Below are 22,632 nucleotides of genomic sequence, written 5' to 3'. Positions count from 1 at the left end.
TTCTTTTTAGCGGATCGGGCCCTCGGCCCGCCCTTCCACGAACTGCTCCACGACCGGATGTCCCGAGCAGTCGAGCGCCTCGCGCGGGCCCTGCCAGACGATCTGGCCATCGTGGAGCATCGCCACGCGATGCGCGATCCGCCTGGCGCTCGCCAGATCGTGGGTGATGGTGAGCGCGGTGGTGCCGAGATCCTGGACTAGGCTGGTGATCAGATTATCGATCACGTGAGCGCGGATCGGATCGAGACCGGTGGTGGGCTCGTCGAAGAACAAGATGTCCGGCCCGGGCGCGATTGCGCGGGCGAGCGCGACTCGCTTCTGCATGCCGCCGGACAGTTCGGCAGGCTTGAGGTCAAGCACCTGGGCGCCGAGCCCCACCTTCTCGAGCAGCTGCGCCGCGCGCGCGCGCATCGCGGCGGCTTCGCGGAGCCTCCCCTGGGTGAGGCCGAACGTCACGTTGCGCCAGACCGGTAGCGAATCAAACAGAGCGCTGCCCTGGAACAGCATACCGAACGTGGCACGAACGCGCTGGAGATCGCGAGGACCCAGCCCGACCACCTCCTCGCCATCGACGCGGATCGATCCTCCGTCGGGCGCGAGCAGGCCGAGGATGCATTTCAGCATGACCGACTTGCCGGTGCCTGACTGGCCGATCACCGCAACCGACTCGCCGGGCGCGACGTCCAGATCGAGGCCGGACAGGACACGCTTCTCGCCGAAGCTCTTGGTAAGCCCGCGAATGGCGATTTTGGGCGTCATCCGAACGCCGTCACGGTGATGAGCAGGTTGGACAGGAGGATGAGGATGAAGGCCGAAACAACGGCCGCCGTTGTCGCCCTCCCCACTCCGGCCGCGCCTCCGCCTGATTGAAAACCATGGTAGCAGCCCATGAGTGCGATGAAGAAGCCGAACACTGCCGCCTTGATCAGCGACATCAGGATGTCGTCCGCCTCGAGGACGCGCCTGGTCGTTTCTAGATAGCGGGTGGCGTTGAAGCCGAGCTTGTGGACGGAGAGCAGATAACCGCCGAGCACGCCGATCGCATTGGCGACCAGGACCAGCAGCGGCATCGCGATCACCGCGGCAATGATCCGCGGCGCGATCAAGTAGCGGTACGGGTCCGTGCGCAGCGTCGCCATCGCGTCGAGCTGCTCCGTGACCCGCATCGTGCCGAGCTCGGCGGCCATGGCGGACGAGACCCGCCCTGCCACCATCAGCCCGAGCAGCACCGGCCCAAGCTCGCGCACGATCCCGATCACCACGATTGCGGGCACCGCCGACTGCGCGTTGAGCCGCGACCCGCCGACATAGATTTGCTGGGCAAGCGCCGCGCCGGTGAAGATGGCGGTGAGGCCGACCACCGGCAGCGACAGCCAGCCGATCTGAATGAGTCCGTCGAGCAGGCGCAACGGGTAATAAGGCGGGGTTAGACCCCGGCGAAGCGCTCGGATCGCGAACAGCGAGACACGCCCGACCGCGGCAAGCAGGCCGATCGCGGCGGCGCCGAGCGCGGCGAAGGGGCGGAGCGCTAGCTCCATACGCGCTGGTGCCGCCCGCCGAGCGTGGTCAGCAGTTCATATTGCGACAGGCCCGACTGGGCGGAAGCGCGCTGCAGGTCGAAGTCCATCTCGATCCAGTCGCCCTCAGCCAGTTCCGGCGCGGCGTCCACGCAGATCGCGGTCAGGTCCATCGACACCCTCCCAACGACCGGCGCCAGGTCCCCGCCGACCCGCGCCCGACCGCTGCCTGAGAAGCCGCGCAGATAGCCGTCCGCGTAGCCGAGATTGACGATCGCCAGCTCCATCTCGCGATCGGCGGTGAAGGTCGCATTATAGCCGACCGCGTCGCCCGGCCCGATCCGCCGCCGCTGCACGATTTGCGTCTCCAGCCGGACCACGGGCGCGATATGCCCCTCCGCCTCCGGCCTGGGCACCCCGCCGTACAAGGCCAGCCCGGGCCGGGTCAGATCGAAATGGTAATCGGGTCCCAGGCAGATGCCCGCGCTGTTGGCGAGGCTCAGCCGGCGCGCGGGAACCTTGTCGGCAAGCGCCGCGAGCGCCCGTCGCTGCCGGTGATTGGCAGGTACGTCCTCGTCGGCGCAGGCGAGGTGGCTGTGCAGGGTCTCGATCGCGAGGCCGTCGAGCAGCCCGTCCGAAACATCGCGCAGGCTGAGGCCGAGCCGGTTCATCCCGGTGTCGATCATCACATCGCAAGGGCGCCCTCCCCCGCTCTCCCGCCAGCGCGCGACCTGCAACGGCGTATTCAGCACCGGACGGGCCCGCGAGCTGTGCGCCCGCGCAACATCCTCGGGAGCCAGGCCGTGCAGCACCGAAACCGAAGCCTCGCCTATCCATGGCAGCACGCCTTCAGCCTCCCCCCAGGTGGCGACGAAGAAGTCCCGGCAGCCGGCGTCGGCAAGACGCCGTACCACCTCCGCAGCCCCGAGCCCGTAGCCGTTCGCCTTGACCGCTGCTCCACATGCAGCCCGCCCGCTCATCCGGGCCAGCCAGCGCCAATTAGCGACGAGCGCCCGGCCGTCGAGCTTCAAACGCAGTGGAAGGTGAGCCGAGGACATGGTGGGCGCGGTATGGAAGGACGCTCGCCGCTGCAAGGCAAGGACCTCAGTCAAGCTCCTTGCCCGCGGTCTCGGGCAGCCAGATCGCGCTCACCACCAGAGCCATTGCCACCACCGCGACCGTGTACCACAGGCCGGCATAGGCATCGCCCGTCCTGACCACGATATATTGCGAGATGAGCGGCAGGAATCCGCCGAAATAGCCCGATCCGATATGGTAGGGCACCGACATCGAGGTATAGCGGATTCGGGCCGGGAACATCTCGACCAAAATGGCCGCGACCTGGCCGTAGGTCATGGCCGACAGCGCCACCATGATCGCGATCGCGAGGATGATCTTCCACTGCTGCTTTTCCGCTGGGTCGGCCTTGTCCGGATAGCCGGCAGCGACCAGAGCCGCCTTGTAAGCCGTCTCGTCGAAGCCCGTGACCCGCTGTGCGCCGACATTCAGCGCCACTCCGCCCGAAACCGCCTTGTCGTACGACACGCCGCGTTTGCTGAGATAGCCGAGCGCTTTGGCGCAATCGGTCTCGGGCTTGGCGAAGACGCTGAAATCGCAATCGGCGGGCAGCTCAAGCCGCACCGGCGAGGCCGCTGTCGCGCGCGCCAGCGCCGGGTTCGCCCCGTCCGCCATCATGTGGAACAAGGGAAAGATCAGCACCAGCGACAGCGCATAGCCGGTGAGCAGGATCTTCTTGCGGCCGATCCGGTCCGACAGCGCGCCGAAGCCGACATAGAGCGGCGCGGCGAGTGCGGCGCCGACCGCCATGTACATCAGAGCCTCCGTCTCGCCGACGCGAGCAGTCCCTTGCAGGAAGTACAGCGTCCCGAACTGCGAGGTATAATAGATGACGGTCAGCCCCGCCGCGACGCCGAACAGGGCGACGAGCACCCGGCCCATGTTCCCCGGATAGGTCAGGCTGTCCTTGAACGGATTGCGCGAGGTCGTCCCCGCCGCCTTCATCGCCTGGAAGACCGGGCTCTCCTTGAGCTTGAGGCGGATGTAGAGCGAGACTGCGAGCATCAGGATCGAGGCGAGGAACGGCACGCGCCAACCCCAGGCGTCGAACTGCTCGGGCGTCAGCGCGGCTCGGCAGGACAGCACCATGACGAGGCAGAGCAGGAAGCCGCCGACCACCGACACCTGGATCCAGCTCGTATATTGCCCGCGCTTATCCCGCGGCGCATGCTCGGCCACGTAGATGGCCGCGCCGCCATATTCGCCTCCCAGGGCAAGACCCTGGAGCAGTCGCAAGAGAACGAGCAAGGCCGGCGCCCACAATCCCGCCTCTTGGTAGGTCGGCAACAGCCCGATCGCCGCGGTCGCCCCGCCCATCAGGGTGATGGTGATCAGGAAGGTGTATTTGCGTCCGATCCGGTCGCCGAACCAGCCGAACAGCAATGCGCCGAGCGGGCGCACGCCGAACCCCGCCCCGAACGCCGCCAGGCTGGCGAGCGTCGCCGCAGTTGGGTTGTCGGCGGGAAAGAACAGCTTTCCGAGCAAGGCCGCCAGGATGCCGTAGAGGAAGAAATCATACCATTCGAACACCGTGCCGAGCGCAGAGGCGGTGATCACCAGCCGATCGCGCTTTGCGTCCACCACATATTCCTCGGCTGCCGCCGTCGCCATCCCCTTCCGCTCCCTTGCTTTCCAAGCCTTAGGCGGGAGCGCAGGGGATCGGCAAGCCGGCGCGAGTTCGGCGATCAGCCCACTCGAACTTCAGCGGCGGAGGGTTTCGCCCGGCGCGGTTCCGAGCTAAAGCGCAGGCAAGGACCCGCTCATTCTAAACTTTCTCCGACGACGCATCGACTACACCACCCGCATGCACCTCAAGCGCAAGGCGAGGGCATTCGATTATGGCTTCCTGCTCGCGGTCATCGCGCTCGCAGTCGCCGCCTTGGCCGCGATCCGATATTTGTAGCCGCTCAGAACAGCCGCGCTCCGTTGGGCACCGGCCGCTCCGGTTCGACCAGCACCACCGCGCCCTCCTCCCCCGGCAGCCCCAGCGTCAGCACTTCCGAGCGGAACGGGCCGATCTGGCGCGGCGGGAAGTTGACGACCGCGATCACCTGCCGCCCGATCAACTGCTCGATTGTGTAAAGCTCGGTGATCTGGGCCGATGATTTACGCCTGCCCAGCTCCGCGCCGAAGTCGATGACGAGCTTCAACGCCGGCTTGCGCGCCTCCGGAAAGGGTTGGACATCGACGATCATCCCTACGCGGATGTCCACCGCGAGGAACTGATCGAAGCTGATCGGAGCGGCCGCATCCTCAGTCTTGCTCATGCAGCCAACAGCCGCGATGCGCAGCCGCTGTCAACATCGGCGAAACCCGCTGCGGCGATTGACCGTTTCGCCCTCGCGGCGCATCCTCCGTCCGGGTTGGTGGAGAGGGTCATGCTTCGGCTCTGCGTGCCGTTCATTGGGCTGCTCGGTCTGGCAACCTGGCATGCGCCTGCGCGCGCCAGCGGCGATTACGGGTGCGGGCCGAGCTGGAAGCTCGACCAGGCGGCGGGCTGCGACAACCTCATCTTCCTCGCCCCCGGCAACGATACGCGCGTGAACCTTACCCTGCTGCTGCTCGACAAGGCCGGCAGACAGGCTCCGCCCGCGCAGGCCGAACCGGGCGGCTACGATCCTTACCTCCCGGAGCCTTTGTTCGACTGGTCCGGCTTTCGAGCCCGCTTCAAGACCGCTGCCGAGCCGGCGCCCAACAGCAGCTTCGCCGATGGCGAGGGCTCGCGCTGCCGCAGCAACGCAACCGGCGCAGCGAGTTTCGAGGCGGCGGTCGCCGCCGCCCGCGACCTGCCGGACGGCGAGCGCGCCGCGCTGATCGCCGCCCGCCGCGATCTGAAGCCGAACTGCGCCGGCCCGAGCCCTGGTGCAGCCACCAGGCTGGCCGGGATCAACTCGCGGACCGCCCGGGATTTCGCCCGCTACCTGGAGGGCGCCCGCGCCTTCTACGACGGCAGCTTCGACGAGGCGGCGACCGCCTTCGCCGCCCTCGCCAAGGCCGACGACGCGTGGCTGCGGGAAGCCGCGCGCTACATGCTCGCCCGCGTCGAGGTGAACCGCGCCCAGCTCGACGCCTTCGACGAATATGGGACGCCTAGAAAGCCAGGCGAGCTCGACTCCAAGGCGCTCGCCGCCGCCGAAAGCGAGCTCCGACACTATCTTCGCGATCATCGTGCCGGCCGCTACGCCCGCTCCGCGCGTGGCCTGCTTCGCCGCGTCCACTGGCTGGCTGGCGACCTCGGCAAGCTCGCCCCCGCTTATGCCGCCGCGTTCGCGCAAAGCGACGACGAGCGCGGGCTCGGCCCGGCCGCGCTCGCCGAGGAGATTGACCACAAGCTCCTTCCCCAGCTCGCCCCCTACCAGACCAGCGACCCGTTGCTGCTCGCCACCCTCGATCTCCAGCGGATGCGGGTGAAAGCCGGCGAGGACAGCGCGGTCATCCCGGAGATTCTGACCCGGTCGGAACTGGAAGCGCAGCGACGCCACTTCTCGGGTCACCAGCCGCTGTTCGATCATCTGCTCGCGACCCACGCCTTCTTCGTCGCGCGGACTCCCGCCGAAGTGCTCAGCCTCATCCCGGACGCTGCGCGGCAGCGCTCCTTCACCGCGCTCCAGTTCAGCCGGCAGATGCTGCGCGGCATGGCTCTCGACGCGACCCGCGACCGCAACGCGCGCGGCTTCTGGCTGGAGCTGCTGCCCGGAGCGACCGCCCCCAACCAGCGCGCGACGGTCGAACTCGCGCTTGCCCTGCACGAGGAGCGCAACGGCGGCCTCTCCCGCCTGTTCGCGGCCGGCTCCCCGGTCCGCACCTCCGCGATCCGCCAGGTGCTGCTCGCCAATGTCGCCGGCGCGGACCTGCTGCGCCAGCAGGCCCAGGACGCCGCCGCCCCCCGCCGGGAACGCGAGCTCGCCCTCTTCACCCTTCTGTTCAAGGAGCTGAGCCGCGGCCGCTACCGCGAATTCCTCGCCGATGTCGCGCTGGTGCCCGCCTCCGCCTCGGTGGAGCCGGCGTCCGGCGAACTCGGCCTCAACCAAGATATCCCCGCCGCCGTGTTCGTCCGCGGCGGCACCGGCGATCATGGCTGCCCCACGCTCAAGGCCAGCGTGGCCCGGCTCGTCGGCAATGCAGCAGACCCCACCGCGCGGCTATGCGTGGCCGAGTTCCTCCGCGTCAACGGCTTCGACGGCATCGAGGCCATCCGCCCGCCGGCCGATGAACTCGGCGGCACCGCTTCTCTTTTCCCCGGCCAGCCTTTTTCCCGGCTCGAACTCTACAAGTCGATCATCGCCGATCCGAAGGCCGCCGCGCCCGACCAGGCCTATGCGTTGTACCGCGCCGTCCGCTGCTATGCCCCGGCGCGCATGAACGGTTGCGGCGGCGAGGACGTGCCGGTCGATCAGCGCCGCGCCTGGTTCCTGCAGCTCAAGAAGGACCATCCCGCCTCGCGCTGGGCGAAGGCGCTGCGCTTCTACTGGTGAGGATCGCTGCGCCCGCCCTCGCGCTCGCGCTCTTCGCCGCGCCCGCCGCGGCTGCCCCGGTCGACGCGCGCGACCACGACCATTTCTGGCTCTGGGCCGGCGTCGAGCCCCAGCCCGTCCTGCGCCAGGCCCACAGTCTATACATCCTCGCCGGCGAGGTCACCGCGCGCGGCGGGCCGGTCCGCCTCATTGGCCAGCGCGCCGCCGCGCCGCGGATCCGCGGCCCCGAAATCTGGCTGGCGGTCCGGGTCGAGACCTTGCGTTGGCCACGGCCCGTTTACGATCAGCTGCTCGCCACCCTCGCCCGCTGGCGCGCGGCCGGCGGCCGGATCGTCGGGGTCCAGATCGACTTCGACGCCCGCACCCGCCACCTCGCCGACTATGCCGCGTTCCTCGCCTATCTGCGCGCCCGCCTCCCGGCCGATTGCCGGCTCGGTATCACGGGCCTGCTCGATTGGAGCGCGAACGGCGATCCCGCCGGCCTTGCCGCGCTGGCCGGTGTGGTCGACGAGGCGGCGCTGCAAATCTACCAGGGCCGCCGCGTCATTCCCGGCTACGAGCGCTACCTGGCCACCCTCGATCGCCTGCCCCTCCCCTTCCGCATCGGCATCCTTCAGGGCGGCGACTGGACCCCGCCGCCCGGCCTCACCAGCAACCGCAACTACCGCGGCACGATCGTCTTCCTCGTCAATCCCGCCCCCCCGCGGCCCTGAAGCCGCCTCCCAACATCCTGATGCTCGGCTCGCCCAGCCGCGGCAGCATGAGCTCGGTCAGCGCCCAGATCGCCGCCTCCGCGCATTCCGAGCTGCGCCCCCGGCGCATTGCGAAGATGCACCGGCCCGACACGCCGCGTGAAAACGTTTTTATTCCACCGTCACCGATTTCGCCAGGTTGCGCGGCTGGTCGACGTCCGTGCCTTTGGCGACCGCGACATGGTAGGCGAGGAGCTGGACCGGAATGGCGTAAACGAGCGGCGCGATTAGCGGATGGACCTTGGGCATCTCTATCGTGGCCATTGCGCCGCCGCCGGCCTGGGCGATGCCGTCCGCGTCCGAGATCAGCACCACCTTGGCGCCGCGGGCTTGCGCCTCCTGCATGTTGGATACGGTCTTGTCGAACAGCGGCCCGGACGGCGCCAGCACGATCAGCGGAACCGCTTCGTCAATCAGCGCGATCGGACCATGCTTCATCTCGCCGGAAGCATAGCCTTCAGCGTGGATGTAGCTGATTTCCTTGAGCTTGAGAGCGCCTTCGAGGGCCATCGGATAATCGGTGCCCCGCCCAAGATAGAGGACGTCGCGGGCCGCGGCGATGACATGGGCCATGCGCTCGATCTCGCGGTCGTGGCCGAGCGCCGCATTCATCGCCGCGGGCGCTTCGGAAAGCTGGGCGACGATGTCGCGTTCCGCGTCTGGGGAGAGCTTCCCCTTGGCGCGGGCGAGGTTGGCCGCGAGCGCGGCCATGACGGCGAGCTGGCAAGTGAAGGCCTTGGTCGACGCCACACCGATTTCCGGCCCGGCATGAGTCGACAGCAGCAGGTCGACCTCGCGCGCCATCGAGCTGGTCGGCACATTGATGATACCGGCGGTCGTGACCGCGTTCGCCTTCATGTGCCGAAGCGCCGCGAGCGTGTCGGCGGTCTCGCCGGACTGGGAAACGACGATGCCGAGCGTGTTGGGGAGCAGGACCGGATCGCGGTAGCGGAATTCGGAGGCGACATCGACTTCGACCGGCAGCCGGGCGAACTGCTCGATCCAGTATTTGCCGATCATGCCGACATAGGAGGCAGTGCCGCAGGCGACGATCGCGACACGCTCAACGGTGGCGAGGTCAAACTCCATGTCCGGCAGCGCGACCTGCTGTTCGAGCGGGCGCAGATAGGATTGCAGCGTCTGCGCGACGACGATCGGCTGCTCGTAGATTTCCTTCTGCATGAAGTGGCGGTGATTGCCCTTGTCGATCATCTGGCCGGATGCGCCCGAGTTCACGATACGGCGTTTCACCGGCTGGTTGGCGCTGTCGAAGATCTCAACCTTCGAGTGGCGAACGACTGCCCAGTCGCCCTCTTCCAGATAGGCGATGCGCTGCGTCAGCGGCGCCAGCGCCAGAGCGTCGGAGCCGAGATAATTCTCGCCATCGCCGTAGCCGACGGTGAGCGGAGCGCCGAGCCGGGCGCCGATCAGGAGGTCGGGCTGCGAGCGGAACATGACGGCGATCGCGAAGGCGCCGTGCAGGCGCGGCAGCACGGCGGCGACGGCGTCCTGCGGGCTGCTGCCCCCGTCCACCTCGCGCGCGATCAGGTGGGCGACGACCTCGCTGTCGGTCTGGCTGGCGAACTGCGCTCCGGACGCGATCAGCTCGTCCCGGAGCGGCTTGAAATTCTCGATGATGCCGTTGTGGACCAGGCTGACGTCGCCGACGGTGTGTGGATGGGCGTTGTCCTCGGTCGGCGCGCCATGCGTCGCCCAGCGCGTGTGGGCGATGCCGGTCTCGCCATCGAGCGGCGCCTCGCGCAGCCGGGCCGCCAGGTTCTTGAGCTTGCCGGGCGCGCGCCGCCGCTCGATCGCGCCGTCCACGATGGTCGCGATACCCGCCGAGTCATAGCCGCGATATTCGAGGCGCTTCAGACCGTCGAGCAGCCGATCCGCGACCGGCTCGGCGCCAACAATTCCAATGATTCCGCACATGGGATGCTTACTTTCCTAGAGCGTGTAAGGGACCCGAATTCCCGGCATGTTGACCGGGAAATCCTTGATATTGCGTGTGATCAGAATTGCCCCGTTCACCTGTGCCGTGGCGAGTATGTAGGCGTCCATAAGCTTCATCCGCGATCGGAAGCGAATGTCGGCAGCCGCCATCGAAATCCGCTCGTCAAGCTCAACGACCTCGAAATGTGAGAGCGCCTGCCGGACAAGGTCCCGGCGCTCCAAAGCCTCCCCCGCCATGACTTCGGTCCAGACGATCCGGTTGATGCGATGGCCATTGTAGCGCGACAACTCCGCGGTCGCCTCCGGGCGCCGCTTCAGCCAATCGATGACGATGTTGGTGTCGAAGAAAGGGAGGGACACCGATCAGATGTCTTCGTAGGGTCGGCGGTCTTCGCGCATCGCCCTCTGATATTCCACTCCATCGGGGATATCGTCGCGGTCCTCCCAAAGGCCGGCCCATCGCTCGATCCAGTCCTTGCTGTTGTCGGCCTGGACAAGGTACAATTTAACCGCCTCGCGGATCGTGGCCGCCCGCGAACTCTTCGACTGCGCCGCGAGCGCATCGAGCTTGGCAACATCCTCGTCAGGGATGTCAGTCAGGATACGCATGCAATCTAGATATCATATCATGATATCGGATCAAGGCTTCTTAGCCGCGCTCTTCTGTTCCCGGAACTTGGCGGCCCAGCCTTGCAGCTCGCGCTGCGGAGGTCGAACGAGGGCAAGTGCATCATCGCCGACGTCCTTGGTGACCACGGCTCCCGCCCCGACGATCGCGCCCGCGCCGATGGTGACGGGGGCCACCAGCGCGCTGTTCGAGCCGATGAACGCTCCCTCCCCGATCACCGTCTTGTACTTGCCGAAGCCGTCATAATTGCAGGTGATGGTGCCGGCGCCGATGTTGGCCCTCGCGCCGATCTCTGCGTCGCCGATATAGGAAAGGTGGTTGGCCTTGGCCCCTGCGCCGAGCTTTGCCTTTTTGACTTCGACAAAATTGCCGACCTTGGCGTTCTCCCCGATCTCCGCCCCGGCGCGCAGCCGCGCATAGGGACCGATTTCGGCGTTCCGCTCCACCGTCGCGCCTTCGATGTGGCTGAACGCGCGGATAGTCACGCATTCGCCGATCCGGACGCCGGGGCCGAACACGACATGGGGCTCGACGACGCTGTCGCGGCCGATCTCGGTGTCGTGCGCGAACCAGACCGTCTCGGGCGCGACCAAGGTCACCCCGTCGGCCATGGCTTTCAGCCGACGCCGCCGCTGCCACTCGGCTTCCACCAAGGCGAGCTCGGCGCGGCTGTTGACGCCGGCCATCTCCCAGGGCTGGGCCTCGATCACCACCGAAGCGCGGTCGCTCTCGCGCGCCAGCATGACGATGTCGGGCAGGTAATATTCGCCGGCCGCATTGTTGTTGCCGACGCGGGCGAGAAGCCCGAACAGTTGCTCACTTTTCGCGGCGAGCAGCCCGCTGTTGCACAGGTCGATCGCGCGCTCCTCGGGGCTCGCATCCTTGAATTCGACCATCTTCTCGATCGTGCCGTCCGGCCCTGCGATGATGCGGCCGTAAGCGCCGGCGTCCTCCGGGCGGAAGCCGACCACCACTACGGCCGGCGCATCGGGCGCGTTCAGCCGCTCCAGCATGTGCGACATGGTCTCCGCCTCGACCAGCGGAGTGTCGCCGTAGAGCACCAGCACGTCGCCCTCGAAGCCGCCCAGTGCCGATTGCGCCTGCCGCACCGCGTGGGCCGTCCCGAGCTGCCGATCCTGCACCACCACCTTGCCGCCGCGCGCGCTGACCAGATGTTCCACCTGCTCGCGCCCGCTTCCGACCACGACGATCTTGTGCGCGGGCTGGAGCCGGTCGACCACGCCGAGCAGATGATCGAGCATGGCGCGCCCGGCGATCGGATGCAGCACCTTGTGCAGGTCGGACTTCATGCGGGTACCCTTGCCGGCGGCAAGGATCACGGCGGCGAACGGGCGGGCGGCTCTCATCGGCGCCGCATTTGCACGAGAAGGTTGTTTTTTCCACAAAATGTCGAGCACACGGGCGCACCGCATGCTCCCTTCATGGCGCCGCGAAGGAGCTGGACGCCAGGCTTGCGAGCGCGCGCAGGACCTCGTGGCGAGGCGGCCGGCCCGAATTCACTGGGGGAAGCGGCCGGCCCGTGCTAGGCGGCCGGCATCGTGCAGCTCTTTGGTAGCATCTGCGCGCCTGAGAGACCGTCGCGCTCCCGCTTGTACAGAAATGGTGCGCGTTATGGACTTCAACTATCTTTATCATCGGCAGCAAGTCTCCTTGATGCGCGCCGATGCCGCCGCCAGCCCGCCGGCCAAGGCCGCGCACGAGCGCTTGGCGGAGCTCTACACCGGGCTGATCGCCGACGGGAAAGCCGAACGCCAGTTTGGCTTTGATGGCGTCTCCGCCGGACCTGTGCTTCCCTGATGGAGCCGCGTCTTCTCCTCGCCTATGGGCTGATGGCCGCCCTGGCTCTATGCTGTCTTGGCACCTGGCTCTGGGTCTCTCGCGAGTGGCGCAAGGAGCGTCGCGGCTATCGCAGGAGCGAAGTTTCACGTCAGCGTCGGCGGGACGAACGGCTGCGGGACGAGCGGGCCGCATGAGTTCCGACCCGGAAGCTCAACCCGAAGGGCTGCGCGCCCGGGCCGAGCGCTGCCGGGTGTTTGCTCGCGAATATGCGTCGGATGTCGGTGCCTCGTTGAGCGAACTCGCGACTGAACTGGACCTCAAGGCCGACCGCCTCGAAGCGCAGAACGGGGCCGACGCTCGTGGCCCGTCGGTCGCATCGGCGACGAACGATCCCGACCACAGCTGACCTGGCGGACCGCGCGATTCAGCGGCGCGCCTTTGTCCAGAGATGCCGCGCCAGCATCAGCGGCGGCATGCGCAGCCAGTGCGAGCGGATGTAGAAGGCGAGACGCAGGCCCTTACGCGTTTCCTTCCCCCAGCCATTGCGGGCAAGGAGACGAGCGCGGAAATGAGCATCGCTTCGGCGCTCCGAAAGAATGGATCGAAGGGTCGTGCTGTAAGCCGGCAGCGGCGTGCCGAATATCTGTTGCGCGAGCCTAAACGATCGCGCGACCTGGGGTTCGAGGCCGTGGGCGGAGGCCTCCTCGAATACGCGGAGATGGAAGTCGCCGTCGCTGCCAGAGAACTGTCGAAACAGGCAGTCGATGTCCCAAAGGTTGCGGAGACCTCCAGACAAGTCGCCGTCGGCGATCAGGTGTGCGGCTGCGTGGAGGATCATGTGTTCCGGGGAAAGGACGCGTAAGCCGTTCGACAATGGCCGGCTTTTTTCGATCATTTCCCGCGGCAACGGCTTTGGTCGCGCGGTGAGTGGCAGGATCGTGTGGTGGACGTCGATCATCCGGTCCCGCTCGCGATGGATGAGCGGCGGCAGCTCATGCATCCATTGGCGGTAGTAAAGATCGTCATAGGCGTCTTCCTTGACCCATTCCCATCCGGCCCCGAGCAGCGCAGTCTCGACGACGGGCAGGCTTTCGCGCGGCACCAGGATGTCGAGATCGCCGATCGAGCGCCCTTCGCTCGCCCGAAGCCCGGCGGCGGCGTACGCGGTGCCCTTGAGCAGGATCACCGGCACGCCGAGCGGCGCCAAGGCCCGCCGAGCCATCTCCGCTTCCCACAGCGCCTGTCGGCGAGCCAGCTCCGCATGGTCGCGCGCCTCCGCGAGGATGACCGAAACCCGCTCGGGCGCCGCTTGATCGCGCAATCGGAATGCGAGGCTGCCGAGCAGGCTCTCGGCCCTGGCGATCGCGACAAGCGCGGTCCACCCCTCGCCGGAAAGGCCGGTCACCGAGGCCGGATCGCGCAGTGCAGCGACCAGCAGCCGGACATCCTTCATTGCGTCAGCTCGTCGACGAGCGCCAAGCCCGCCTCGGTGCTCGGATAATCGATCGCGTAAGCGGGTACGCTCGCGACCAGCCGCGTCAGCGCGTCGAACGCCCGCTCCCCCAGCGCAACATAATTGGTCGAAGCCTGGGTGAGCCGCACGAACACTTCCGCCGCGCCGACCGGCCGGACCGCGCGCTCCAGATCGCGACCGAAGCGGGGAAACAGGATCGCAAAGGGTGCGGCAGGCTCCCCCATCCGCGCCACCGCCTCGTTGTTTGGCCGCAAGTGCCGGATCGCGCCCTTGGGGGTGCCCCGCAGCCATGGGCCGAACCGCTCCGCCTGGACGATCGTTTGAAGCGCCTCGACTGACTCGTTCTTGAGGCTGACCGCGCGCGGGAATGGGTGCAGCCTTCCGTCTGTCATGTCGAGCAGCGCGAACTCGTCCCCCATGAAGCGCCAGCCGCGCTCGCCCAGCAGGGCGGAGAGCGTCGACTTGCCGGAGCCGGACAGGCCGGTGATGATCAGCGCGCGGCCGGCCCGCTCGACGCTGGCGGCGTGAAGCAGCAGGTGTCGACGGCAGCCCAGCGCCATTTGCAGGTTCATGCCCATCTCGGCCGCGAGCAGGCCATGCTCCAGCGCCATCGGCACGGCGTCGGGCAGCGTGAAGTCGCCGCGAATTGCGACCGAAGGCCGTAGCCATCTGCGCCACGGCCGCTCAGCCTCCAACCGGACGGTGAAGTCGCAAGGTCCGTCCCACTGGGGATAGCCGGCGTAGAGCGCGCCGAGCGCCCGGATCGGGGCGGCCCAATCGGACCCGACCCTGAACCGGACCGGCCCGACCTCGAGGCGGAACTGGTGTCTCACAGCCGTTCGACCAGGCCGGCGGTCACCAGCTCTTCCAGCCGAACCGCCAGCGCATCGTCACCCCCGGTCAGCTCGAACCGCTCCGACATCCGATCTCTGAGCTCGTTCAGCGTGGCCTCGCCCGCACGCAAGATTTCCAGGATCTGCGGCCCCGGCGGGGCAAGCACATGCGTCATGCCGGACGGACGGTGAAAAAGGATGGTCAGCGCTTCGAGTTGGGCACTCCGCACCGCATCCGCCGGGTCAGCGCGAAAGCGGGGCTCGTGGCCCGGCACGGTTCTTCCGTGCCGCTCAGCGCGGCATCTGCAGCGAGGCGTAGCAGGTGAAGCCGCTCATCCCCGCCTGCAAACGGCGTATGTAGTTGGCGTAAGCCTGGGCGGACTGGCTGTCGATGCCGGCCGGGGTTGGGCCGCCGCGCAGCAGCGCCTTGGCCTCCTCGCCGGTGATCGGCCGCGGCGGTGGCGGGAAGGCTCCCGCGGTTCCGGCCGGGACCAGGCTGCCGTCCTGCGCGATATAACTGCCGGCGGCTTGCGGCGCCGGTACCGGGATCTCGCAGTTCAGCACCGATCCCGCCGTTTGCGCCAGCGCAGGGCGGACGGTGATCACGGTGGACGCCGCCACGGCGCCGATCGCCAGCACCGTGCGCCGGGTGGGCTTGGTCGCGGGATCGGCCTGCGGATTGGACGCGTCGCTCATAAGGGCTCCGGATACACGTGCCGAGTTTCGTAACGGTAAAGCGCCCGAATTGCGAGCATGGCGAAGGCCGCCCCATCCCGCTAAGAGACATGCCGGATGAGCAGGGGGTGGTTCTTGCGGGCGCTGGCGGGCGTCGGGGCGGCCGCCGTGGGCGTGGCGCTGGCTCTGCTGGCCGGGGCCCCGCTCGCCGCCGCCCTGCTCGCCTTGTTTGCGGGGATCACTGCCGCCGCACTCGCCTGGCCCGCCGCCGCCGGCCAGCGCCCGCCCGATCAGCCGATCGAAACCGCCGGACTGCCGCCCCTTCCCGAAACCTTGGACTTGCTCCAAGCCGTCGGCGATCCGCTGCTGATCGTGCGCAATCGTCGCGTGCTCTTCGCCAATCCTGCGGCGCGCTCGGTACTGGGCGAGCATATCGAGGGAGTCGACGTACGCCTTGCCATCCGCCACCCGGCGGCGGCCGAGCGCCTGATCGACCGCGACGGTTCGGAGCCGGGCGAACGCGTCACCCGCACCGAGTTGGTCGGCCTCGGCGAGCGCGAGCGGCGCTGGGAAATGACGGTGACCCGGCTTCGCGACGGCAGCCGCCTTGTTCGCCTGATCGACCGCAGCGAGGCCCACGCCTCCGAGCAGATGCGCACCGACTTCGTCGCCAATTCCAGCCACGAGCTTCGCACTCCGCTGGCCACCCTGCTCGGCTTCCTGGAAACCCTCTCGGACGAAAGCGTCGCGGCGGACGCGCCGACCCGCTCGCGCTTCCTTCGCATCATGTGGGACGAGGCGCGGCGCATGCACCGGCTGGTCGATGACCTCATCTCGCTGTCCCGGATCGAGGCCGAGCGCTTCACCTTGCCGCGCGAGTCGGTCGAGCTACTGCCGTTGGTGGAGGAAGTGAGGGCGGGCCTCGCCGCGTTGCTTGAGGATAAGGGCGCCTCCATCCAGGTGAAGCGCGGAGAGACCGACCCGATCGTGCTCGGCGATCGCAACCAGCTGTCCCAGCTTCTTCAAAACCTGCTCACCAATTCGCTGCGATATGGCCGACCGGGAAGCGAGGTCACTGTCGCCTTTCAGGATTCAGGGCCCGAGATGCTACGCCTCAGCGTGATCGATCATGGGGAGGGCATCGCGGCCGAGCACCTGCCCCGCCTGACGGAGCGCTTCTACAGGGTCGATCCCAGCCGCAGCCGACTGGTCGGCGGCACGGGGCTGGGCCTCGCGATCGTCAAGCACATCGTGGGACGCCATCGCGGTCGCCTTGATATCCGCTCGACGCCTGGGGAGGGCACGTCCGTTCACGTTTACCTGCCCAGATCGCAGAACAAGGCGGAGGAAGTCTCGACCGGCTGAGCGGCTGAGCGGCTGCCACCGAACGGACCAGATTGTCACAAAAGGTTCACGAAAGCGTCACACAAGGCGCGTCCGAAGGTCCTAAGGGAAGGACTCGGCCGCGGTCCGCGGCATGGAGGTTCGCGTGATCAAGGCAATGCTGACGGCCGCTTTCGGCGCGCTGCTCGTTGCCGGATGCGGCAATGCCGGCCCGAGCACGCAGATCCAGATCGTCGGCTCCTCTACCGTGTATCCATTCACCACGGCGGTGGCCGAGCGCTTCACCCAAATGCACCCCCGCTACGAATCGCCGATCGTGGAGTCGACGGGCACGGGCGCTGGGCTGAAACTGTTTTGCGACGGTGTCGGCAATCTCTTCCCCGACATGACCAACGCCTCGCGGCGAATCAAGAAGAGCGAGGTCGAGAATTGCCAGAAGAATGGCGTTCAGCGCATCATCGAGGTGGCGGTCGGGATCGACGGCCTGGCGCTGATTGAAAGCAGGAACTCGCGGCCGCTGAACCTGGCCGTGGCGGACGTCTACAAGGCGCTTGCCGACCGCCCGTTCGGAAAGCCGCAAACCGCGCGCACTTGGGCCGACGTCAATCCGACGCTCCCGGCAATCCCGATCCAGGTCTACGGACCTCCGCCGACATCCGGCACCCGCGACAGCTTTGCCGAACTGATCCTGGAAAAAGGCTGCGACACCGATCCCGCCATGAAGGCGCTGAAGGCGCGGGACTTCGATGCTCACAAGAATATCTGCACCAAGATCCGCGAGGACGGGCCGTTCATCGAAGCGGGCGAGAACGACAACCTGCTCGTCCAGAAAGTGTCCGGCAATCCGGGTGCGCTGGGCGTGCTCGGGTTCAGCTTTCTCGAAGAAAATCTCGACCGGGTGAAAGCGGTTTCGCTGAACGGCGTCGCTCCCTCGGTCGAGACGATCAGCAACCTCAGTTATCCGGGCGCGCGGCAAATCTACATCTACGCCAAGGGTGAGCATGTCGGCGTGGTGCCCGGCATGAAGGAATTCCTCGCCGAATATGCGCGGGGCTGGGAGCCGGGCCGTTACCTGGCCCTTCGGGGCCTGATCCCCTCCCCGCCCGAGGTCCGCATGCAGGCCGTCCAGGCTGCGACTCAGCTTGTTCCGCTCGATCCCGGCACGCTCAAGTGACGCTCTTTCAGTTCGCTTCGAGGGTCTAGTGTCGACCGCTGCGATCGCGCTCCTCGTTCTTGGCTTCGGCCTGCTCGCCTGGCTCGCGGCGCGCGCCAAGGCGACCGCTTTCGCCGTCGCTGCTCCGGGCGGGAACCGGCCCCATTCGCTGCCCGGCTACCACGGCTGGTATGTCGCGCTGTGGGCGGTGCTGCCCGCCCTGGCGTTCATCGGCGTCTGGAGCGCCGTCTCGCCAGGACTCGTCCGTCAATCGGTCCTGGAGAGTCCCGCCGCGTCGATCCTGCCGGCCGAGCCATTGCAACGCGAAGCCATCCTCCAGGAAGCGCGCGCGCTTGCCGACGGCGCCCAGCAGGCCGCCTTCAACGCCGAGGCGACCCAGATCGCGCCGGAGTTCGAGCGCGCCCAGGGCAGGATCGGCATGATCGGCGGCATCGCCGCGCTGCTGCTCGCCTTCGCGGGCGGCGCGTTCGGCTTCACGCGGCTTTCCCCACATTTCCGCGCGCGGACCAAGGTCGAGCGGGTCGTGATGGCGACGCTGCTGATCGCGTCGCTGATCGCGATCCTGACCACGCTCGGCATCGTCCTGTCTCTCCTGTTCGAATCGCTGCGCTTCTTCGCCCTGGTCAGCCCGATCGAGTTTCTGTTCGGGACGACCTGGAGCCCGCAGACCGCGATCCGCGCAGACCAGGCGGGATCGTCCGGCTCGTTCGGCGCAATCCCCCTCTTCTGGGGCACGATCTTCATCGGCGCGATCATTGCGATGCTGGTTGCGATCCCGCTCGGCCTGCTCAGCGCCATCTACCTCACCCAATATGCGAGTGCGCGCACGCGCAGCTGGATGAAGCCGCTGCTCGAGATCCTCGCCGGCGTGCCGACGGTGGTCTACGGCTATTTCGCGGCGCTCACCGTGGCGCCCGCGATCCGCAGCTTCGGGCAGACACTCGGCATCCCGGGAGCGTCCTCCGAATCCGCGCTCGCCGCGGGTCTCGTCATGGGAATTATGATCATTCCGTTCGTGTCCTCCATGGCGGACGATTCGATCGCGGCCGTGCCGCAGGCCATGCGCGACGGCTCGCTCGCGATGGGCGCCACCACATCGGAAACGATCAAGAGGGTGCTCGTTCCCGCCGCTCTGCCCGGCGTCGTCGGAGGCGTGCTGCTCGCTGTCAGCCGCGCGATTGGGGAGACCATGATCGTCGTGATGGCCGCGGGTCTCGCCGCAAATCTCACCGCCAACCCGTTTGCCAGCGTGACGACCGTCACAACCCAGATCGTCCAGCTGCTGACCGGAGACCAGGAGTTCGACAGCGCCAAAACGCTCGCCGCCTTCGCGCTGGGCCTGGTGCTGTTCATCGTGACCTTGCTGCTCAACATCGTCGCCCTTCGCGTGGTGAAAAGGTACCGGGAGGCTTATGAGTAGCGCTTCCGCCCCCGCCGCAGCGGCCGGGCTCACCGCCCGCGTCCCGACCGACTGGAAGGCGCAGGCGATGCAGCGCCGGATCCGCCGGCGCTACGCGGCCGAGCGTCGCTTCCGCCTGCTTGGGCTGTTCGCGATCCTGCTCGCCGCGTCGTTCCTGGCCTTTTTGTTGTTCAACATGTTCGCGAACGGCATTCGCGGCTTCACGCAGACCGAGATTCGGCTGACGGTGGATTTCGCCCGCAGCGGGCTGGTGATCGACCCGGCTTCGCTGTCCGGAGATCGCGCAGACGATGCCCTGGCGGCCGCCGACATCGACGGCGCGGTGCGCAGGGCCGCGGAGGCGCAATACGGCCGCGAAGGTCCAGCCTATCTGTCGGAAGGCGCATGGCTTCGCGTACGTGAACGGATCAAGGACGACCCGGCCATCCTGCGCCGCACTGAGACGCTCTGGCTGCCTGCCTCCAGCGATCTCGATACCGCCGCGAAGCACGATGCGGAGGCGAACGACGAAGCGGATTACGGGCGGCTGGCGCAGGCCGGTGCGGTCCAGACTGGGTTCAACGCCCGCTTCCTGTCCGGTGCGGACGCGACAGATCCGACTGTCGCGGGCATCTGGGGCGCGTTCAAGGGCTCGCTGCTGACCATGCTGGTGACGCTCGCCCTCGCCTTCCCGATCGGCGTGCTCTCAGCCGTTTACCTGGAAGAATATGCGCCGCGGAACCGCTGGACCGACATTATCGAGGTGTCGATCAACAACCTCGCGGCGGTGCCATCGATCATTTTCGGCCTGCTCGGGCTCGCCGTCTTCTTGAACTTCATGCACCTGCCGCGATCGGCGCCGATCGTCGGCGGGCTGACGCTTGCGCTGATGACCATGCCGGTGACCGTCATCGCCGGCCGCAACGCGATCAAATCGGTGCCGCCCTCGATCCGCGACGCCGCGCTCGGCATCGGAGCGAGCCGGATCCAGGTCGTCTTCCACCACGTCCTGCCGCTGGCGCTTCCCGGCATCCTGACCGGCACCATCATCGGCATGGCCCGCGCGCTCGGCGAGACCGCGCCCTTGCTGATGATCGGCATGCGCGCCTTCATCGCCTCGCCGCCGGGTGGCGTTTCGGATCCGGCGACCGTCCTTCCCGTTCAGATCTTCCTGTGGTCGGACGAGGTCAGCCGCGGCTTCGTCGAGAAGACCTCGGCCGCGATCATCGTGCTGCTCGTCTTCCTGCTCGCCATGAACGGCGTCGCCATCTACCTCCGCAACAAATTCGAACGCCGCTGGTGACCCTCACAATGACCGACCAATCCCTGAACGGGCTCGCCGCGCGCCAGCAGGCGGATCACCGCCGCGACGCCGCGCCCAAGATCGTCGCGCGCAACGTCAACGTCTATTACGGAGCGAAAAAGGCGATCGACAATGTTTCGATCGAGGTGAACCAGGAGAATGTCACCGCTTTCATCGGCCCGTCCGGCTGCGGCAAATCGACCTTCCTGCGCACCATCAACCGGATGAACGATACGATCCCGAGCGCGCGGGTCGACGGCACGATCGAACTCGACGGGGAGAATATCTACTCGCCCGACATGGACGTCGTGCAGCTTCGCGCCCGAGTCGGCATGGTGTTCCAGAAGCCGAACCCCTTCCCCAAGTCGATCTACGAAAATGTCGCCTATGGCCCACGCATCCATGGGCTCGCCTCCGGCAAGGCCGATATGGACCAGGTCGTCGAAAAATCGCTCCGCCGCGCCGGCTTGTGGGAAGAGGTCAAGGATCGGCTGACGGAAAGCGGCACCGCGCTCTCTGGCGGCCAGCAGCAGCGGCTGTGCATCGCCCGCGCCATCGCGGTCGATCCCGAGGTCATCCTGATGGATGAGCCGGCCTCCGCGCTCGATCCGATCGCCACCGCCAAAATCGAGGAACTGATCCACGAATTGCGCGGCCGTTATGCGATCGTGATCGTCACCCACAATATGCAGCAGGCGGCGCGCGTGTCGCAGCGCACCGCCTTTTTCCACCTCGGTCATCTCGTCGAATATGGCGACACGTCCGAGATCTTCACCAATCCGCGCGAGACCCGCACCAAGGATTACATCACCGGCCGCTACGGCTGATCAGGACGAGAGATGAGCGCCGCCCACACCGTTAAAGCTTTTGACGACGAACTCGATCAGCTGCGCGCCCTCATCGCGGAGATGGGCGGCCTGGCCGAGACCGCAATCACCGATTCCATGCGCGCGCTGGTCCAGCGCGACAGCGAGACCGCAATCCGCGTCGTCCAGGAGGACGCCAGGATCGACGCGATCGAGGCGGAAGTGGAGCGCGCCGCAGTCCAGCTGATTGCGCTGCGTGCGCCGATGGCCGACGATCTTCGCGAGGTGATCGCCGCGCTCAAGATCGCCAGCGTCGTGGAGCGGATCGGGGACTACGCCAAGAACATCGCCAAGCGCGTCCATGTCATCGAGGAATCGCCCACCATCGAGCCGCTCTCGCTGCTCCCCGAAATGGGCCGGATCGCCGGCGAGATGGTCCACAACGTGCTCGACGCCTTTGCCGCGCGCGACGCTTACAAGGCCGTTCAGGTCTGCGAGCGGGACCGGGCCGTGGACGATTTCTACAACTCGATCTTCCGTACGCTCCTCACCCACATGATGGAGAATACCCACAACATCACCCCGGCGACGCACCTCCTGTTCGTCGCCAAGAACCTGGAGCGGATCGGTGATCACGCCACAAACGTCGCAGAGATGGTCTACTTCGCAGCCACAGGGCACCACATCGCCGAGCGTCAGCGCGGCGACGATACGGCCTATATGGCCGCCGATCGGGCCGGTGAGTAAGGGCCGCATCCTTCTCGTCGAGGATGATGCGGCGCTCGCCGAACTGCTCATCTATCATTTCACGCGCGAGGACTTCGACGTCCAGCAGACCGGCGACGGGGACGAGGCGATGCTGCTCGCGCAGGAGAGCCCGCCGGACCTGGTCCTGCTCGACTGGATGATCGAGGGCCTGTCGGGTATCGAGGTCTGCCGGCGCCTGCGCCGCTTGCCCGACACGGCCAACGTGCCGATCATCATGCTGACCGCCCGCGGCGAGGAAGCGGACCGGGTGCGTGGGCTCGAGACCGGGGCTGACGATTACGTCACCAAGCCCTTCTCTCCGCGCGAGCTCGTCGCCCGCGTCGGCGCGGTGCTTCGCCGCGTCCGCCCGGCGCTTGCCGGCGAGCAACTCACCTATGCCGACATCGAGATGGATATCGTCAGCCACAAGGTGAAACGCGGCGGTGAGACGATCTCGCTCGGACCCACCGAGTTCCGGCTCTTGAAGCATTTCCTCGAACATCCCGGCCGCGTCTTTTCGCGCGAGCGGCTGCTCGACAGCGTCTGGGGCCACGACAGCGACATCGAGCCGCGTACCGTCGACGTGCACATCCGCCGCCTTCGCAAGGCCATCAACGAGGGTGGCAAGAGCGACATCATCCGGACCGTCCGCTCGGCGGGCTATGCGCTGGA

At 67.2% G+C, this 22,632-nt stretch carries 25 protein-coding genes; 12 read left to right on the top strand and 13 right to left on the bottom strand.

Going from position 1 to position 22,632, the window contains the following annotated elements; genetic code table 11:
• Positions 1-6 precede the first annotated feature (6 nt).
• From VF631_RS05485 to VF631_RS05465, 5 genes are all read right to left on the bottom strand, one after another.
• A complete protein-coding gene (locus VF631_RS05485; RefSeq protein WP_431849273.1) occupies positions 7-759 on the bottom strand; it encodes an ABC transporter ATP-binding protein in 753 nt (250 codons plus the stop codon).
• Positions 756-1,538, bottom strand: coding sequence for an MlaE family ABC transporter permease (locus tag VF631_RS05480; protein WP_431849272.1), 783 nt, complete (start codon positions 1,536-1,538; stop codon positions 756-758). The genes VF631_RS05485 and VF631_RS05480 overlap by 4 nt, the downstream gene beginning before the upstream one ends.
• Entirely contained in the window at positions 1,529-2,575 is a 1,047-nt protein-coding gene (gene alr / locus VF631_RS05475; RefSeq protein WP_431849271.1) for an alanine racemase, read from the bottom strand. Before alr ends, VF631_RS05480 begins: the two co-directional genes overlap by 10 nt.
• Positions 2,576-2,621: 46 nt before the next feature.
• Positions 2,622-4,205, bottom strand: coding sequence for an MFS transporter (locus tag VF631_RS05470; protein WP_431849270.1), 1,584 nt, complete (start codon positions 4,203-4,205; stop codon positions 2,622-2,624).
• Between the two features lie 296 nt (positions 4,206-4,501).
• The gene (locus VF631_RS05465) at positions 4,502-4,861 is read right to left on the bottom strand and encodes a tRNA-binding protein (RefSeq protein ID WP_431849269.1); all 360 of its coding nucleotides are present in this window, start codon (positions 4,859-4,861) and stop codon (positions 4,502-4,504) included.
• Between the two features lie 111 nt (positions 4,862-4,972).
• On the opposite strand from VF631_RS05465, the gene VF631_RS05460 reads away from it, so the two are divergent.
• Positions 4,973-7,069, top strand: coding sequence for a hypothetical protein (locus VF631_RS05460; protein ID WP_431849268.1), 2,097 nt, complete (start codon positions 4,973-4,975; stop codon positions 7,067-7,069).
• Positions 7,066-7,782 (top strand): DUF3142 domain-containing protein, encoded by a 717-nt coding sequence (locus VF631_RS05455; RefSeq protein WP_431849267.1) that lies wholly within the window; start codon positions 7,066-7,068, stop codon positions 7,780-7,782. The genes VF631_RS05460 and VF631_RS05455 overlap by 4 nt, the downstream gene beginning before the upstream one ends.
• Before the next feature lie 150 nt (positions 7,783-7,932).
• On the opposite strand, the gene glmS is transcribed toward VF631_RS05455, so the two are convergent.
• From glmS to glmU, 4 genes are read right to left on the bottom strand one after another with little or no spacing between them, the layout of a single operon-like run.
• Positions 7,933-9,756 (bottom strand): glutamine--fructose-6-phosphate transaminase (isomerizing), encoded by a 1,824-nt coding sequence (glmS, locus tag VF631_RS05450; RefSeq protein WP_431849266.1) that lies wholly within the window; start codon positions 9,754-9,756, stop codon positions 7,933-7,935.
• 15 nt (positions 9,757-9,771) lie between these two features.
• Complete coding sequence (locus tag VF631_RS05445; protein ID WP_431849265.1) at positions 9,772-10,137, bottom strand: type II toxin-antitoxin system VapC family toxin; 366 nt, start codon at positions 10,135-10,137, stop codon at positions 9,772-9,774.
• Between the two features lie 3 nt (positions 10,138-10,140).
• A complete protein-coding gene (locus tag VF631_RS05440) occupies positions 10,141-10,386 on the bottom strand; it encodes a ribbon-helix-helix domain-containing protein (RefSeq protein ID WP_431849264.1) in 246 nt (81 codons plus the stop codon).
• A 30-nt stretch (positions 10,387-10,416) separates the two neighbouring features.
• Entirely contained in the window at positions 10,417-11,772 is a 1,356-nt protein-coding gene (glmU, locus tag VF631_RS05435) for a bifunctional UDP-N-acetylglucosamine diphosphorylase/glucosamine-1-phosphate N-acetyltransferase GlmU (protein ID WP_431849263.1), read from the bottom strand.
• A 265-nt stretch (positions 11,773-12,037) separates the two neighbouring features.
• On the opposite strand from glmU, the gene VF631_RS05430 reads away from it, so the two are divergent.
• Genes VF631_RS05430 through VF631_RS05420 form a run of 3 tightly spaced genes read left to right on the top strand, consistent with a single transcriptional unit; the run spans position 12,038 to position 12,611 of the window.
• Positions 12,038-12,223, top strand: a complete 186-nt coding sequence (locus tag VF631_RS05430) for a hypothetical protein (RefSeq protein WP_431849262.1) — start codon at positions 12,038-12,040, stop codon at positions 12,221-12,223.
• Positions 12,223-12,399, top strand: a complete 177-nt coding sequence (locus tag VF631_RS05425; protein ID WP_431849261.1) for a hypothetical protein — start codon at positions 12,223-12,225, stop codon at positions 12,397-12,399. Before VF631_RS05430 ends, VF631_RS05425 begins: the two co-directional genes overlap by 1 nt.
• Entirely contained in the window at positions 12,396-12,611 is a 216-nt protein-coding gene (locus VF631_RS05420; RefSeq protein WP_431849260.1) for a hypothetical protein, read from the top strand. The genes VF631_RS05425 and VF631_RS05420 overlap by 4 nt, the downstream gene beginning before the upstream one ends.
• Before the next feature lie 18 nt (positions 12,612-12,629).
• On the opposite strand, the gene VF631_RS05415 is transcribed toward VF631_RS05420, so the two are convergent.
• From VF631_RS05415 to VF631_RS05400, 4 genes are read right to left on the bottom strand one after another with little or no spacing between them, the layout of a single operon-like run.
• On the bottom strand, positions 12,630-13,658 hold the full coding sequence (locus VF631_RS05415; RefSeq protein WP_431849259.1) for a nucleotidyltransferase domain-containing protein: 1,029 nt from the start codon (positions 13,656-13,658) through the stop codon (positions 12,630-12,632).
• Positions 13,655-14,512: an HprK-related kinase A gene (locus VF631_RS05410; protein WP_431849258.1), complete on the bottom strand. Its 858-nt coding sequence runs from the start codon at positions 14,510-14,512 to the stop codon at positions 13,655-13,657. Before VF631_RS05410 ends, VF631_RS05415 begins: the two co-directional genes overlap by 4 nt.
• A complete protein-coding gene (locus VF631_RS05405) occupies positions 14,509-14,787 on the bottom strand; it encodes an HPr-rel-A system PqqD family peptide chaperone (RefSeq protein ID WP_431849257.1) in 279 nt (92 codons plus the stop codon). Before VF631_RS05405 ends, VF631_RS05410 begins: the two co-directional genes overlap by 4 nt.
• A gap of 16 nt (positions 14,788-14,803) precedes the next feature.
• Positions 14,804-15,208, bottom strand: a complete 405-nt coding sequence (locus tag VF631_RS05400; RefSeq protein ID WP_431849256.1) for a hypothetical protein — start codon at positions 15,206-15,208, stop codon at positions 14,804-14,806.
• A gap of 96 nt (positions 15,209-15,304) precedes the next feature.
• Between VF631_RS05400 and VF631_RS05395 the strand changes: the two genes are divergently transcribed.
• From VF631_RS05395 to phoB, 7 genes are all read left to right on the top strand, one after another.
• Positions 15,305-16,552, top strand: a complete 1,248-nt coding sequence (locus tag VF631_RS05395) for an ATP-binding protein (protein WP_431849255.1) — start codon at positions 15,305-15,307, stop codon at positions 16,550-16,552.
• A gap of 124 nt (positions 16,553-16,676) precedes the next feature.
• Entirely contained in the window at positions 16,677-17,705 is a 1,029-nt protein-coding gene (locus VF631_RS05390; protein ID WP_431849254.1) for a substrate-binding domain-containing protein, read from the top strand.
• A gap of 28 nt (positions 17,706-17,733) precedes the next feature.
• Positions 17,734-19,125: a phosphate ABC transporter permease subunit PstC gene (pstC, locus tag VF631_RS05385; protein WP_431849253.1), complete on the top strand. Its 1,392-nt coding sequence runs from the start codon at positions 17,734-17,736 to the stop codon at positions 19,123-19,125.
• Positions 19,118-20,407, top strand: coding sequence for a phosphate ABC transporter permease PstA (pstA, locus tag VF631_RS05380; protein ID WP_431849252.1), 1,290 nt, complete (start codon positions 19,118-19,120; stop codon positions 20,405-20,407). The genes pstC and pstA overlap by 8 nt, the downstream gene beginning before the upstream one ends.
• 8 nt (positions 20,408-20,415) lie before the next feature.
• Complete coding sequence (gene pstB / locus VF631_RS05375) at positions 20,416-21,234, top strand: phosphate ABC transporter ATP-binding protein PstB (protein WP_431849251.1); 819 nt, start codon at positions 20,416-20,418, stop codon at positions 21,232-21,234.
• Positions 21,235-21,246: 12 nt separating this feature from the next.
• Entirely contained in the window at positions 21,247-21,960 is a 714-nt protein-coding gene (phoU, locus tag VF631_RS05370) for a phosphate signaling complex protein PhoU (protein WP_431849250.1), read from the top strand.
• Positions 21,953-22,632 (top strand): phosphate regulon transcriptional regulator PhoB (gene phoB / locus VF631_RS05365; RefSeq protein ID WP_431849249.1); only part of this gene is annotated, 680 nt, incomplete at its 3' end. The genes phoU and phoB, both read left to right, overlap by 8 nt.

It is taken from the genome of Allosphingosinicella sp. (assembly GCF_036387615.1).
Classification (GTDB): Bacteria; Pseudomonadota; Alphaproteobacteria; order Sphingomonadales; family Sphingomonadaceae; genus Allosphingosinicella.
This window is presented reverse-complemented; position numbering and strand designations above follow the sequence as displayed.